At 47.6% G+C, this 16,277-nt stretch carries 8 protein-coding genes; 5 read left to right on the top strand and 3 right to left on the bottom strand.

The features are described from left to right. Positions 1-85 precede the first annotated feature (85 nt). Positions 86-2,287, top strand: coding sequence for an OsmC domain/YcaO domain-containing protein (locus H4O21_RS18270; protein WP_182810326.1), 2,202 nt, complete (start codon positions 86-88; stop codon positions 2,285-2,287). Positions 2,288-2,625: 338 nt separating this feature from the next. Next, positions 2,626-3,069: a GNAT family N-acetyltransferase gene (locus tag H4O21_RS18275; protein ID WP_182810327.1), complete on the top strand. Its 444-nt coding sequence runs from the start codon at positions 2,626-2,628 to the stop codon at positions 3,067-3,069. A gap of 55 nt (positions 3,070-3,124) precedes the next feature. Here the strand turns inward: H4O21_RS18275 and H4O21_RS18280 are convergent, their stop codons facing one another. After that, a complete protein-coding gene (locus H4O21_RS18280; protein WP_182810328.1) occupies positions 3,125-4,294 on the bottom strand; it encodes an AAA family ATPase in 1,170 nt (389 codons plus the stop codon). A gap of 223 nt (positions 4,295-4,517) precedes the next feature. Further along, positions 4,518-5,606 (bottom strand): GGDEF domain-containing protein, encoded by a 1,089-nt coding sequence (locus H4O21_RS18285; protein ID WP_182810329.1) that lies wholly within the window; start codon positions 5,604-5,606, stop codon positions 4,518-4,520. A 260-nt stretch (positions 5,607-5,866) separates the two neighbouring features. Between H4O21_RS18285 and H4O21_RS18290 the strand changes: the two genes are divergently transcribed. Genes H4O21_RS18290 through H4O21_RS18300 form a run of 3 tightly spaced genes read left to right on the top strand, consistent with a single transcriptional unit; the run spans position 5,867 to position 14,845 of the window. Next, the gene (locus H4O21_RS18290; RefSeq protein ID WP_182810330.1) at positions 5,867-10,870 is read left to right on the top strand and encodes an alpha-2-macroglobulin family protein; all 5,004 of its coding nucleotides are present in this window, start codon (positions 5,867-5,869) and stop codon (positions 10,868-10,870) included. A gap of 14 nt (positions 10,871-10,884) precedes the next feature. Next, on the top strand, positions 10,885-13,323 hold the full coding sequence (gene pbpC, locus H4O21_RS18295) for a penicillin-binding protein 1C (protein WP_182810331.1): 2,439 nt from the start codon (positions 10,885-10,887) through the stop codon (positions 13,321-13,323). Between the two features lie 22 nt (positions 13,324-13,345). After that, positions 13,346-14,845 (top strand): amidase, encoded by a 1,500-nt coding sequence (locus H4O21_RS18300; RefSeq protein WP_182810332.1) that lies wholly within the window; start codon positions 13,346-13,348, stop codon positions 14,843-14,845. A 297-nt stretch (positions 14,846-15,142) separates the two neighbouring features. Here H4O21_RS18300 and H4O21_RS18305 read toward each other — a convergent pair whose 3' ends face one another. Then, entirely contained in the window at positions 15,143-16,195 is a 1,053-nt protein-coding gene (locus tag H4O21_RS18305) for a formate dehydrogenase subunit gamma (protein ID WP_255487367.1), read from the bottom strand. Between the last annotated feature and the right edge of the window lie 82 nt (positions 16,196-16,277).

Raw genomic sequence — 16,277 nt, forward strand, 5'->3', positions numbered from 1 at the left:
TATCGGGACTCAGGACGAAAAAAATGGATAATAGCGGCCATAAGCACTGTTGCGCTCCATTTTTTCATTCTGAGTAACCTTTTTCATGCAAATCAACGTCAATTTCCTCGACAATCTGCGTCTTGAAGCCAAGTTCGATGACTTTACAGTAGTCACGGATCAACCAATTCGTTATAAAGGCGATGGTTCTGCACCCAGCCCGTTTGACTATTTTCTGGCCTCTTCAGCGATGTGCGCGGCCTACTTCGTTAAGGTGTATTGTCTGGCACGTAATATTCCGACAGAAAATATCCGATTGTCTCAGAATAATATTGTTGATCCGAAAAATCGTTATAACCAGGTTTTCAAAATTCAGGTTGAGCTGCCGGAAGATATTTCAGAAAAGGATCGTGAAGGTATTATCCGGTCTATTGATCGTTGTACCGTTAAGAAAGTGGTGCAAACCGGACCTGAGTTTCAGATCGAAGTGGTCGAAAACCTGGATGAAGATGCGCAGGCGCTGTTGATGACAGAGCCTGCTGAAGGGGCCAGCACCTATATCTCAGGCAAAGATCGTCCGTTGGAAGAAACCATCGCCAGAATGACCCGGCTGCTGGCCGATATGGGCATGAAAATTGAAATTACCTCCTGGCGTAATATCGTACCTAATGCCTGGTCACTGAATATTCGTGATGCGGCCTCTCAGATGTGTTTCACCAATGGTAAAGGGGCCACTAAAGAGGCTGCGCTGGCTTCTGCTCTGGGTGAGTTCCTTGAACGTCTGAACTGCAACTTCTTTTATAATGATCAGTTCTTTGGCGAAGAGATCGCCAATAGCCATTTTGTTCACTATCCTGACGAAAAATGGTTCCAGCCCGGGCCGGACGATGAGCTTCCGGAAGAGATTCTGGATGAGTACACCCGTGCTATCTATAACCCGGAAGGTGAACTATGTGGTTCTCATCTGTATGACACCAACTCCGGTAATGTCGAGCGCGGGATCTGCTCACTGCCTTATATTCGCCAATCCGATGGTGAAACCGTTTATTTCCCATCCAATATCGTGGAAAACCTCTATCTGAGTAACGGTATGAGTGCCGGTAATACTCTGGCAGAAGCTCAGGTTCAGTGTCTATCCGAGATTTTTGAACGCGCAGTGAAACGCGAAATTCTGGAGCAGGAATTAGCTCTGCCTGATGTGCCTGAGCAAGTACTGACGCGTTTCCCGAACATTGTTGAAGGTATTAAGGGACTGGAAGAGCAAGGTTTCCCGATTCTGGTAAAAGATGCCTCGCTGGGTGGCCAGTTCCCGGTAATGTGTATTGCGCTGATGAACCCTCGCACCGGTGGTGTTTTCACCTCTTTTGGTGCGCACCCCAGTCTGGAAATAGCCTTAGAGCGCTGTCTGACGGAACTGATGCAAGGACGCAGTTTTGAAGGCCTGAATGATATGCCTCAGGCTACCTTTGAAAGCAATGCAGTGACTGAACCGAATAACTTTGTTGAGCACTTTATCGACTCAACCGGTGTTGTCTCCTGGCGTTTCTTTAGTGATAAAGCCGATTATGAGTTCTGCGATTGGGACTTTACCTCAGAAGGTGAAGATACCAATGTAAAAGAAGCCGCAACACTGTTTTCTATTCTGGAAACACTGGGTAAAGAGGTCTATATGGCCGTATACGAAGACCTGGGTGTACCTTCCTGTCGTATTCTGGTGCCGGATTATTCCGAAATCTATCCGGTAGAAGACCTGGTGTGGGATAACACCAATAAGGCATTGTACTTCCGTGAAGATATTCTGAATATTCACTCCCTGAATGATCAGCAACTGGAAGATCTGCTGGAGCGTATTCTGGAAAGTGAGCTGGATGATTACACCGATATCATCACTCTGATAGGGATCGAATTTGATGAAAATACCATCTGGGGCCAGTTAACTCTGCTGGAGCTGAAGCTACTGATTTGTCTGGCTCTGGGGCGCCTGGAAGAAGCTAAAGAACTGACTGAAGATTTTCTGCAATATAATGACAATACGGTAGACCGGGGCCTGTTCTATCAGGCGATGAACGTTGTGCTGGAAGTGGTTCTGGACGAGGCGATGGAGCTGGAACACTACATCGGTAATTTCCGTCGTATGTACGGAAACGAGCGTATGGATGCCATCCTGGGTTCTGTAGAAGGCAGCGTTCGTTTCTATGGACTGACGCCGACTAACACTCAGCTTGAAGGCCTGGATAAACATCTGCGCCTGATCGAAAGTTATAAAAAGCTGCACGCAGCCAGAGCGGCAAAAGCAAACCTGAAATAATTAATAGCGTTCAACTACATCATCAGGTTTAGTGCTATCGCCATATCAAGGTCTGGGCCATATTCAGCTATGCTCAGACCTGCTGGTATTACCAGCATAATTCGACCGGTTATATCCTGGGTCACTTTGTCAGAGTGATCCTGTTCTGCCTCTTCTTATATCCAGAAATCGTCCTTTGCCCGGTGAAACCAATGCATGTTTCCAGAGTCTTATCTGGTTCAGGCTACCAATATACTATTGATAGCATTACATACCTGAACAAAAGTCTTTCGATATTCTCCACTTTATAGAGAAACTTTTGTTCAGCTGCTTAAGCTGATATTCCGGATAAAAGTACCATGAAGATCATCAAAGTTTCCTCTGCAAATATTATCCTGGTCGCACCTCTTTTCGATCAGTATCGTGTGTTTTACGGTCAGCAAAGTGACCCGGAACTGGCTCATTCCTTTATCGAGCAACGGGTGCAGAGTGATGAGTCCGTTATTTTTCTGGCTCTGGATAATGATGGACAAGGTATCGGATTTACGCAATTATATCCCTGCTTTTCCTCTGTATCTGCACAGCGCAGCTGGATTCTGAACGATCTGTATGTCAGTAGTGAATTACGTGGTCAGGGCGTGGGTAAAGCACTGTTAAATAAAGCCCGTGATTTTGCCGTTAGCACCGGCGCGAAAGGGATTGCTCTGGAAACGAGTCGGGATAACCTGAATGCTCAGAAACTGTATGAATCTTTGGGTTATAAGCAAGAAACGGAATATTTCAGCTATTTTCTGAGTTTATAGTCTTACTTCGATAGCACTTTGCTGCTCTGTCTTTTAAGGGCGTATCTTCTGGCGTTCAGAAACCTGATGGCCATTGCCAGCCGGGTTCATCCAGTATACCTTGCCCTGGAATTTCTGTAGCCCCCATAGGTTTATGCAGATGGACAGAGTGGCACTCATCATAGCTTTCCAGTGTTCTGATCAACTGTGGGGCGTGGGAAATAACCCAGATCTGACTGTCTTCAGACGCCTTTATGATCAGCTTACCCAATGCAGGCAGAAGGTCCGGATGCAGACTGGTTTCCGGCTCATTCAATACCATCAGTTCAGGTGGCCTCGGTGTCAGTAAAGCAGCGGTCAGCAGCAGATAACGCAAAGTACCATCTGATAGCTCTGCCGCACTCAGCGGGCGAAGCATACCGGGTTGCTGAAGACTCAGAGTGAATCGATTATCATCACTAATACCGATATCCAGTGTCGAACCCGGAAAAGCATTATCCAGCGCTTCCTCCAGGGCGGCGTCATCACCCACCTCCCGAATCGTCTGAATGGCTGCAGCCAGATCCCGACCATCATGATGCAGTACCGGAGTACGAGTCCCTATGCTGGATTGCCTGGCAGGAGCATCCCGGTCTGTGCGGAAATGATCGTAAAATCGCCACTGGCGTATCTGCTCGCGCAGCATAAATAACTCAGGTGTTGCCGAGTAATCTGCGACCTGGTCGAACATACTGTCATAAGCTGGCAGATGCTGACTGATGACTTTGTAATTACGGCCTTGCCGACTTTTGACAACAGGCCCCTGACGGGATACCAGCTGAGCCGCAGGCCGCCATTTTTCACCTGCCCAGATCGCTTCCTGCTTTACTTCCGGATCACCATTAAATACGCTGCCTGGTACTGGCTCAGGCATTCCCATGGCAATAGCATAGCTGTACTCATCAGAAGCAAATCCCAGCATTAACCGGTTGTGGCTTTTGCGATGGCTACCTTCAACAGCCACCTCACCAGACCGCATCCGGCGGCTGATATTATCGGGTCCGGCCCACATGGTTGAAGCAAGGCCACCTTCACTGGCCAGAGCCGATACAACCCCGCCTTGCGCAGTATTCGCCAGTAACCTGAGTGCCCGGTAAAGATTAGATTTACCGCTGCCATTGGCTCCGGTAATCACAGTGAGTTTGTCCAGTGGTAATTTTAATGATCTGATTGAGCGATAGTTCTCAATAGCCAGTGCAGTCAGCATAAAATGATCTTAGTAATGATGAATATTCCAGGATAAATTTTCTGCTGCATTATATACACTGCTTTTTGCTTTATCGCCTCAGGTTGTAAGGTATTTTTATATCGTTAGCCGGGACAGAGCGTTGTGAAATATACGACCGGATTACGCAATAGCATAGGAGCGGGTGTAGCTATGGACACTGTAGCCATCCATACAGAGACATAATAACCCTGAGCGAATACAGCTAAGACGAAGGTGATTGATCACCATTTGCTTCTTTTTTACTCTTCTTCTTAGCCTGATACATTTTCTCATCGGCTAACTGTATTAACTCATCGCCATCTATATCATCATCAGGATTAAACTGAGCCAGTCCGAGGCTAAAAGAGAAGTCTGGAAAGTGGGCTAAGAAGAGCTCCTGAACTTTATCAGTGACAAGTTTTGCCTGATTACAGTTACACTCAGGAAGTACCAGACAGAACTCATCTCCCCCGTAGCGAAAAGCTAAATCAGTAGATCGACTGCAATCTGTCAGAATCTGCCCCAGGATACGTAAAACTTCATCTCCCCGCATATGACCATAGCTATCATTAATTTTTTTGAAATCGTTGATATCAAAATATGCCAGTGACAATGTCGTTTTGCGGCGTTTAGCCATTGACAGTTCCCGCCAGAGAACATCTTTCATCGCCCGCCGATTATAAACATTGGTCAGGGAATCTTTTCTGGCTTGTTCCTCCAGCTGTCGGGTTCGTATAGCCACCTGATCTTCCAGGTTTTTAGCATAGTTTTCTGTATGTCGCTTAGCCGTTTCTATTTCTCCAACCAGGCTGCCTATATAGGTGTCAAAAACCAGAGTAATATCAAAATAAAACAGCTTATCCAGTACGTCTATCGCCTTATCTGAATCAGCATTATCCGGACAGCAATCGGTCATTACCTCAATAATGATCTGTTTCAATGCTCGGACTGCGGATAAATACAATTTCGGTTCAACACCAATTCTTTTATGAACCAGACCAATTCTCAGACGATTATTCACATACTCACTGTTGTACTGCCCGGAGAACAGATCAATCACATAGTTTCTCTGCGCAGTCCGTAAACGCATGAGTGTGTCTGCATCTCCAATTAAGAGTGAAATAGCATCTATCTCTGTTTGTATTCTGTAGAACTGATCAACAATATTATCTATATTCTGCTCAATAACATCTCTAAATACAGGCAACACATTGAGCTCACTCTGATCCAGCCCCAGAAGTTCCATTCTGCTTCGGATTTCAACCTCACTGATTCTCATCTGCTCCAGCAACGTTTGATCTGTCCTTTTCATTTTGACTCCCCTTAACGCACAATAGGTATCACCTGAAAGCTTAAGAACGGTTGGCACATATATTTTCCATGCTTCTGATACATGAGTTTAGACGCTTTTTGTCCTCCGTTTGTTTCTTTAGTTATGATTTGATAAGAATCAGAGAAAGTAGTCCCATATCAGTAGCCGCATCATTTATCATCTGTATGCCACCGTTTCATGTAAAGTGATTCATGCAGATTCCGTGGTCTTAAAATGATCCTGGATTGAAGGAAGTAGGTATGTTCAGACGTTTTACGTATTACCTGATCAGCTTAATAGCATTGATTATGCTATCAGCCTGTTCGGAAGAACCTCAGGCAGTTAAGAAAATTGAAACTGAAGCTTCGGGTATTACCACGACGGAGACAGAAAATGACGACTCTGTTCCCGCTACTTCTGCTTATGAAAGCAAGCTGCCTTTTAAACTGCAGGATATTTCAGAGCAGATGTTTGGTGACATCAATGCTATTGCTCTGAAATTCAGCCAGCCTCTGAAATCTGATCAGGCATTTTCTACTCTGGTTCATACCCAGCCGTTGTTACCTGATCCTGTTCTGAGCAACGATGGTCGGACGCTCTATCTGACCGGGATTGAACCAGAACAAAGTTACCAGGTTCGGGTAGAACATCAGATTCTGGGGATTCAGGGACAGTGGCTACCGGAATCGACAGAAAAAACAATCAAAACCCGAGCTATGAATGCGGCCCTGAGTTTTGAAGTAGATGGTGCGGTGATGGTGCCCGGAAAAGTGGATGCTTTGCCGGTAATGTCTGTCAATGTGCCAGAAGCCGATCTGGAGTTGTATCGGGTGAAGCCTGAATCCATGCCTCATTTTTTCAGTGAATATGATTATCTGAAACAGAGCTGGTATGCGGCAGAAAACCTGGAGCAGCATCTGGAACATGTTTATAGCATGAAGCTGCAGCTGGGAGAAAACCGGAATCAGCGTTACAAAACCAATATACCGCTGCAGAATATTCCGGCTCTGAAACAGCAAGGGATCTATCTGGCAATGATCCGGCAGGCCGGGCGGATGAAGTTCCAGGACTCCACCTGGTTTACTCTGTCATCTATTGGCTTACAGATACGAGAGTTCAGCCAGCAGCTGTACTTTATCAGCCAGGATATCGCCACAGGCAAAGCACTGCCAAATACTGAAATTCGTTTACTGGGCTATAACGGTGAACTGATCGACTCAGGTATGACCGATGCATCAGGTCTCTGGAGTCGTCATAAGCAATGGCCTGAGGATAAACAGCCACAATTGATTCTGGCAATGAATAACGGTCAGGTCACTGCGCTGCAATACCATAACGGCTGGGTTGATCTGTCGGCCTTTGAGCTGGATAAAACACCGTATCAGTCTGTAGAACACCTGATACTGACGCCACGTAATATCTATCGCCCCGGTGAGTTACTGAGCGCCGGGGTATTGAAACGCGCCCATGATGGTCGTCTAGCGGGCGGGGATGTCAAGCTGCGAATCTATCAGCCAAATGGCGATATTGTGACAGAGCAGACGCTGTCTGATGCAGCCATTGCCGGGTATTACCCTCTGCAGTATCAACTGGCCGATAACGCCCCCAGCGGCACCTGGCAGCTGGCAGTGTTCAGTCCGGAGTCTGAGAAAGAAACCCAGTGGTTCGATTTTCTGGTAGAAGATTTTCTGCCTGAAAAGCTACGTCTGGAAGTCGAAGGTGGGCTGGACAATACTGCACTATTTACCCGACAGCAGCTACCGGCACTGAAGGTGACAGGTGAATATCTGTACGGCGCCCCGGCAGCAGGCAATAAGCTGAATGCCACTGTTCAGATCTCGGCCTGGCATCAGCCGCTGGCAAACCAGCCTGGTTACTTTTTTGGTCAGCCGGATAATGCGGTGTCTGATACGATTTATCCTGACTCTGTTCATCTGAATGACGACGGACAAACCGAACTCACTCTGACCAATCGACAATACCCCTGGTCGAAAGCCAGTACACCATTAAAACTGACTTACAGCCTGAGCCTGTTTGAGCAGGGTGGACGAGCTATTAATCGGGAAACGTCAGCACTGTACTGGCCTGCTGCCAGCTTTGTAGGGGTTAAGCCCGGTTTTGAAAATCATATCTCAGGTAAAAACAGCGAAGTCTTTTTTGATCTGATTCGTGCCAATGCTCAGGGAGAACCTCTGAACAGCGGTGAAGTACAGCTGGAGCTGCATCGTATCGAAGAAAACTATTTCTGGAGCTATACCCGTGAACGGGGCTGGTTCCATGAAGTGGAGCGTAAGGAATATCCGATAGCAGAACAGCGAGCAGTATTGACCAGTGATGGCCCACTAAGAGTCTTGTTGCCTGTTGAGTGGGGTAAATATCGTCTGGAACTGGTCGATCTGACATCCGGTACACGCACAATTTATCCCTTCCAGGCAGGTGAATCCTGGTTTAATGAGTGGATGGCCAGTGATCAGCTGGCTAGACCTGACCGGGTCAGCCTAGCGCTGGATAAAGCAGCGTATCAGCCTGGCGATGAAGTGACTGTTCGCTTAAATGCACCAACAGAAGGCAGAGCACTGATTCTGCTGGAAACCGACCGGATTCTGTTCTCCGAAGAGGTTTTACTGATAGATAAGAAAGCTACTTTCTCCTTCCGGGTACCGGATAGTCTGAATCGCCATGATGCTTATATCAGTGCCTTTGTCATCGCTCCGACAGACGATAACGACAAATTCAGAAAGCGTAGTGCGGGTTTTGCCCATCTGCCACTGGATCGTTCCGCCAGACAGTTACAGATCGTAATGGACCTGCCAGAACGTTTACTGCCGGAAAGCGAAAATACAGTGCAGGTGGAAGTCACCGATGCAGCAGGTCAGGCATTTACTGGTGAAGCCTGGGTGAGTCTGGCGATTGTCGATTCAGGGATTCTGAGTGTAACCGGTTACACCATGCCAGATCCGTTTGAGTTCTTCTATTCCGCACGGGGCTATGGTGCTAACTGGCGTGATATGTATGCGGATGTCGCAGAGCAAACCCTTTATAAAGCGGCTGGAGTACGCTGGGGTGGTGATGGCCTGCTAGCTCGGGGCGGTCAGCGTCCGGACGTGGATATCAAACTATTGAGTCTGTTTCATAAACCGGTGAAGGTGGTAAATGGCATTGCAAACCTGAACTTTGACCTGCCAGTGTTTGACGGCGAAGTGACTCTGATGGCTACAGCCTTTGCCGGTAGTTCATTTGGTTCAGAGCAACAGGCCGTAAAAGTGGTATCACCAGTCGTCGCTGATCTGGCCCGACCTCGTTTTCTGTCTAAGGGGGATCAGAGTCAACTGACCTTTGAACTGACCAATACCAGTGAGAAGGCACTGCAGATCGACGTTGCACTGAGTATTTCCGGGGCTATTTCAGAACAAGGCATTTCAGAAAGCGGTCTGTCAGAAGATGGTATTTCAGAGAGGAGTAATCCAGAAGCCACTTCAGAAGCGACACTGACTGCAAAAGAAGAGATACTGAGTATTCATCTGATGCCGGGCAAACGCCACATTATGCCTGTGCCAGTCACTGCGGATAGCCTCGGACAAGGAACTATTCATGCGGATATTACCCTGGTTGATCCTGCATCTTCAGATCCTGAGTTAACTAAAAAGCAGTTACAACGCAGCTGGTCAGTCAGCGTGCGCAGCGCTGTACCTGCGGTTTATCACTCGGTGACACAGGCTCTGGAAAAAGGCCAGAGTCTGGCCTTTCCTCCTGATCAGTTAGCAGGCTTCCAACCGGAAAGCGTGCAGGCTCAACTCAGGGTCAGCAACGTCCTCGGACTGGACAAAAAGCGTCATCTCGATTTCTTACAGGATTATCCTTATGCCTGTCTGGAGCAAACAACCAGTAAAGCCAGTGCGCTTTTGTATCAGGATGACTATACCGGCTTTAAAGCTGCAATGACTCGCCTGGCAGAGCTTCAGCATGAAAATGGTGGTTTTGGTCTCTGGTATAACCAGTCTCCGGAGGAGCGCTGGCTGACCGTGCATGTCACCGATCTGATGCTACGGCTAAAACAGGAAGGCTACCTGTTGCCTGATGGTCTGCTGGAAATGGCCCTGAGTCGGGTTGAAAGCTATGCCTACGATTATCACTCTGCCCGTCGCAATGCCTACTATGAAGCGGCTTATCGACTCTACGCCGCCTATGTGCTGGCTAAAGAAGGGCGTATTTCACTGGGTAAAGTTCGTGGTCTGATCAAAGATCATTTGCGCTACGGTAATGGTGCTCTGGCCGGAGTGTTAAGTGGTTATGCACTGATTTATACCGGGCAGCAAGCTGAGGGCATTGAGCTGATTGCTCGGGCAATGCCGCAAAAACGAGAACATTACTCCGGTGATTATGGCTCTGTAATCAGAGACGATGCTCTGATGATGGCGTTGATTCTGGAAGAGGGGGCCATACGTCATATCAGCCATGATGATCGGGCAGCACTGGAGAAGAAACTCCAGCAGTTGGTGATACAGGTGCAGCAATCCCATTATCTGAGTACTCAGGAGCATAGCGCTTTACTCCGCCTGGCGGTTCAGCTGGATCAACGCTCAGCCAAGGCCTGGCAGGGTACTCTGGCACAATCAGGAGAAGAAACGCTGCTGGAAGCAAAGAAGAAACTGATTGTCGCTCTGGACAGAACATTATTAGCCGATACCCGCTTTATCTATGGTGACAAAGGTAAAAGTGAAACGGGTAAAGGCAAAAGTGAAACGGGTGTACTATATGCCACCTATGACTGGACCGCGTTGCCAGCCGGACAGCCAGAAGACTTTGACCTGGGCATCTCAGTGCGGGCTAATTACTTCAAAGTGGAAAACAATGAAGCATTGCCTCTCACGGATAAGGATGTGCTTCGGCCAGGTGATCTGGTACTGACTCACGTGAATCTGCGCAGTCAGAAAGATCTGGCTGATGTGCTCCTGTCTGCACTGCTTCCTGCGGGGCTGGAGCTGGAAAATCAGCAGCTGAAACATGCAATCAAACTGGAAGGCATCACGCTTGATGGTCAGGTGATACAGACTCAGGCTGCTCTGGAATATGAAGCGTACCTGGATGATCGCTATGCCGCGGCACTGGAACTTTATAAAGGGGTAGAAGCGGATCTGTATTATCTGTCCAGGGTGGTCACACCAGGGCAGTATCAGGTGCCTCCGGTTCTGGCTGAATCCATGTATCAGCCTGAGATTCGTGGTCAGGGTATCGCTGTGCCGGTGATCACCGTTCAGCCCTGAGCAAACCTGATATTTTGAGTGCTGTAAAAAAAACACTGGCAGGAGTGGCATTTGTTTCACTGCTGTCAGTGTTACTGTTTACCATTGCCGATCAGATCTGGCCGTTACCTCTGCCTGACAATAACCGGCAACCTGCCTCTGTGGTACTGGATCGTGACGGTCAGCCGCTGCGCTACTTTGCTGATCAGCAGGGTATCTGGCGTCATCAGGTGTCCATTAATCAGGTGTCCGATGATTATCTCCAGGCTCTGCTGGCTTATGAAGATCAATTTTTCTACCAGCATCCGGGTATCAACCCATTCAGCCTGTTGCGGGCTATGGGACAATATATCCAGTTTGGCCAGATTATCTCAGGTGGCTCGACACTGACCATGCAGGTTGCACGCATTCTTGATCCTCACTCCCGTACGCTGACCGGTAAACTCCGGCAGATGTTTCGGGCGATTCAGCTGGAGCAGCAATTAAGTAAACCACAGATTCTGGAACTGTATCTGAACTATGCGCCGTTTGGTGGCACACTGGAAGGTGTTCAGGCTGCCAGTTTTCATTATCTGGGAAAACCGGCAGATCGTCTGCGTCCCGCAGAAGCCGCTTTGCTGGCGGTACTACCCCAGGCACCCTCCCGTTATCGGCCGGATCGGCATCCGCAACGAGCTGAGACCGCTAGAAATAAAGTACTGGATCGGTTGCAGCAGCAGGGCATCTGGTCAGCGCAAAAGGTGCGCCGGGCAAAACAGGAGCCGGTCGACATCCGGCCTGTCGAAACACCCCTGATTGCCCCTCATCTGGCTTATCGACTCTACAAACTTGCACCACAAGTCAGTGTGCATCGTTCAACACTGGATAAACAGCTGCAACAGCAGGTTGAGCGCCGTTTAGCCCACGCCGTAGCAGTGATGGGGAATGCCGTATCAGCCGCTGCTCTGGTGGTTGATAACCGCAATCATCAGGTACTGGCCTATGCAGGCTCGGCAGATTTTCTGGCGAAACAACGTCAGGGACAGGTGGATATGGTGCAGGCTATCCGCTCACCGGGATCAGCCCTTAAGCCTTTTTTATATGGCTTGTCACTGGATAAATCTCTGATTCACAGCCACTCCCTGCTGGCGGATGTACCATTTGTCAGTCAGCACTATCAGCCCGAGAACTTTAACCGTCACTTTTCTGGCCCGGTCAGTGCCAGCCGTGCCCTGCAACTATCCCTGAACCTGCCTTTTGTTCAACTGATAGAAGCCTATGGCCCCCGCAATTTTATGAACCGTTTACTCAGCAGCGGCGTGGATCTGAGCGTACCAGGGGATGAGGGCAATCCGGCTATGATTCTGGGTGGTGTCGGTATTCAACTGGAGCATCTGGTGCGCTTATACGCCAGTTTAGCGAATCAGGGTAAAGTCTCTGAGTTGCAGTTTACTCTGTCAGATACCGACGTGAACGCTGTAATGGAGGATCAATCACCCGGGGATCTAAAACAGGATTCAGATCAGAATACAGAAGAAGGTGAGAATAGTTTGGATCAGGCCGATGCTCTGTTAAATAAGCGGCATCTGCTCAGCCCGCAAGCCGCCTGGATCACCTGGGATACCCTGCGTGAAGTGCGCATGCCTTCATCTACAGGGCTGGATACGGCAAGACGGCTCTCCGGTAAAGTGGGCTGGAAAACCGGAACCAGCTGGGGACACAGGGATGCCTGGGCAGTGGGTGTGTCCCGTGACTATACCATAGGCATATGGGCAGGGCGTCCGGATGGGCAACCGATGGCTAAAGGCCGAACCGGTTATAACACGGCCGGTCCCATACTATTTAATCTGTTTCGTGATATCAGCCCCAGAGTAAAAGCCATCGACAAACCGGAAGGTGTTCAGCAACAAATCATTTGCTGGCCTGATGGTCGTTCAGAGAACCTTGTCCGTCAGTGTGATCAGTCTCATATTGCACAGACGATCGAGGGTACGACGCCCAGAACTCTGGATCTGAATCCGAATCAACTGTTCTATGATCCGGATGGCACCGTTTTAACGGATCAGAAGACAGGGCTTCGGGTAAACAGGGCTTGTTTTAAGGGAAATATTGAAAAAACAGAGATTTCGCTATGGCCAGATTTTTTAGCGCCCTGGCTGTCTGCAGATAAAAAAACAGCAACTCAGCTACCATCATGGTCAGACCGGTGCTTGCCTTATCTCAGTGATAAGCGAGATGTCCGGTTACAGGGAATTAAACAAGGGCAGGTGTTTCTGATTAAAAATGAGTCAATTAATGTTCCGGTGAAATTAGAGGAAGGTTATCAGGGCAGACACTGGTATCTTAATGGTAATCGTCTTGCGAGCAGTACCAGCCAGTTACAATTAAAGCTAACAAGAGAAACACCAGAGCAGAATGAATTATTGGTTATCGGAGAAGCAGGCTGGCTGATACGGTTATCGTTTTATACTCATCAGCAAAATGTCAGAAAATAATTGTGAAAAAGGGATGTGACACATGAGTAAATTTTTAGAATATGATAATTATGATGCTTTAGGTTTGGCGCAATTAGTGCGTAATGGCGATATTTCTCCTGAAGAGCTATTGTCCGAAGCAAGAGCAAGACTGAATAAGATTCACACGCAACTCAATATCGCAACATATCTTCCAGACGATTTATCAATACCATCTGTTGGGACACAATCGAAAGATAGTATTTTTTGCGGTGTCCCTTTTCTTGTAAAAGACTTGATGCTTCCGTTTAAAGGGATGCCTTTATCTAATGGTACAAAAGCGATGCGAGCGTTTGTATCTGATGAAAATAGCGCTATGGCCAACAGGTTAAATGAGTGTGGGCTTATTACGTTTGGGAAAACGACAACGTCAGAATTAGGTACTTTACCTTTAACCAAAAGCATGGCATTCGGGAATACTCTGAATCCCTGGAATAAAAAGAAGAACTCAGGGGGATCCAGCGGGGGCAGCTCAGTAGCCGTTGCAAGCCGTGTTGTACCAATGGCTTATTCTAGTGACGGAGGTGGATCAATTCGTTTACCCGCTTCATATTGCGGTATCTTTGGTCTGAAACCATCGCGAGGTATTAATCCATATGAAGATATGTCAGAAGCCTGGGGTGGGGCTGTTGTCAGTCATGTATCAACGATTTCTGTCAGAGACAGCGCAGCTTACCTTGACTGCATAACAGGAAATTGCCTGAACCATTACCAGATAAATAAACCTGTCAGCGGAAGCTATTTGCATCATACATTGTGTAGTAGTCAACAATTAACTATAGGATTGATTACAGAATCACCTGTCGGAACCCATGTTCACCCTGAATGTATTAAAGCGGCCGAATTAGCGGGCCAGCTTTGTGAAAAACTGGGGCATAGAGTATTACCTGCGAAGTGGAATTTTGATGGTCGTGAATTGATGAGGGCTTTTATTGCGATTGTAATGCATTACACACATCAGGATGTGGTAAATATTGCTAAATTACTTGAAGTAGATAAAGATCAGCTTGATATTGAGTTAAACACAAGATTTATGGCTGTTGCAGGCAGTGGTATCAAACCGGAAAAACTAGAACAGTCGTTCAATATATGGAAAAGAGCCTGTGAAAGCCTGTCTGCTTTGCATCAACAATTTGATGTGATTCTTACTCCAACGGTCGCTACTCCACCATTGGAAAGCAATGCGCTTGACCCTGGCATCATAGAAAAACTTATAATGAAAGGGATTATAGCTTCAGGCCTTGGCCAAAGAATAGTCAATGATAAATCATTGGATATGGCTATCGATAAATCTCTCTATGTCACACCATTTACCCCTATCGCCAATATAACTGGTCAGCCTGCTATGTCTGTTCCTTTACATTGGGATCATGATGGGCTTCCTCATGGTGCGCACTTTATGGCTGATATAGGGAACGATGGTAAGCTCTTGATGCTGGCACATCAGTTGGAAGAAATTTGCCCCTGGAGAGGAAAATTACCTGTTGTAAACAGTTGCCATTAGAATAATTTTTATCCGTTATGATCAGAGACAAGTCTTCAGGATATTAGCTAACAAAAGCTACAGATAAGAAAACAGCCCGAATAAGAGAAGCTGCGCAGGCTTCTCTGTTATTCGGGCAAATGGCAGTATGACGGAGAACCTGACAGTGGAAGGTTCCTCTGATTTATCTATTCAGGTGATTCAGCATCGCCCGGATAGATTGCTTTGAGGATCTGACAGGTTTTCCTGACTAACGGTGTCCTTTCAGCGCTTAAGAGATCTCCTTTCCCTCAGGGGTATAACTTGTATCTTTCAGAATCAGGCTCGGCCTGTATTGCCTTTCTCTGTAGCACTTTTTTCTTCACCAGCCGGCTCTTTAATCTGATCTTTAACCTCTTCATACCAGAGGTCATGATGCTGTTTAGCCCAGGTTTCATCAACGTAACCGGTCTTCATACCTTCCAGTGCGCCTTCAGAACCTATGGTACCGATATAGATATGTCCCAGAGATACTGCTACCAGTAACAGAGAAACGCCACCGTGAATCAGATTAGCGGTCTGCATATCATTACGGGTCTGACCAAACAGAGGGAAGTCCAGAACCAGGCCACTACCTACCACAACCAGCCCCAGAATGGTCAGTGCCCAGAACCAGCCTTTTTCACCGCCATTCAGAAAACCTGCACTGGGGTGTTTATTCCCAATCAGGCCACCGCCCTGAATAAACCACTTCAGATCAGTCATATTAAAGAAGTTGTGTCCGAACCAGCGCACAATCATCACTAACAGACCGACAGAGAATACCGGGCCGATATAGTTGTGCAGGAATTTCGATAACGCGATCAGATTTTTCCAGATATCGTAACCAAAATACTCTGGGATAAAATGCTTACCATACAGAATATTTAAGCCGGAAAAAGCCAGAGTCAGGAAGGTGATCGCAACAAACCAATGCATGGCACGATCAAACAGCCCCCAGCGCAGAACCAGACGTCCGGTGCGAGGTTTGTCCAGCTTCATACATCCCAGAGTCAGATAGACCAGAACCAGCAAACCCAGACTACCACCAATGGCAATCAGGCCACCCGGACTGATCCATTTGTTTCTCCAATGACGCCAGCGTTCGCCATCCACATTAATCAGCTGACCGTGTTCGGCCCCCTGGGATGTGGTATATCCTTCAGTTCCATCAGACACTGAACGCCAGTAATCAGCACCGGCAAAGTTGCCCTGAACTTTTTCTGTGGCCTGATCTGCAGCACTGACATCACCAGAAAAAGCGAACATAAAGGCGGTCAGTGCCAGCAGTAGAACAGTAAAGCATCCTCCAGCCGTCAGACGGCTGTTATGCTGAATTGTTTTTATCATCATGATTGAAACCTGAAAACGAACTGTTGAATATCAGGAAAGCCGGTGCAGTCCGGCTTTCCTGGTTAAAATGACCCAGAGGTCG

Origin of the sequence: Oceanospirillum sediminis (genome assembly GCF_014164585.1) — a bacterium.
Taxonomy (GTDB): domain Bacteria; phylum Pseudomonadota; class Gammaproteobacteria; order Pseudomonadales; family Halomonadaceae; genus Oceanospirillum; species Oceanospirillum sediminis.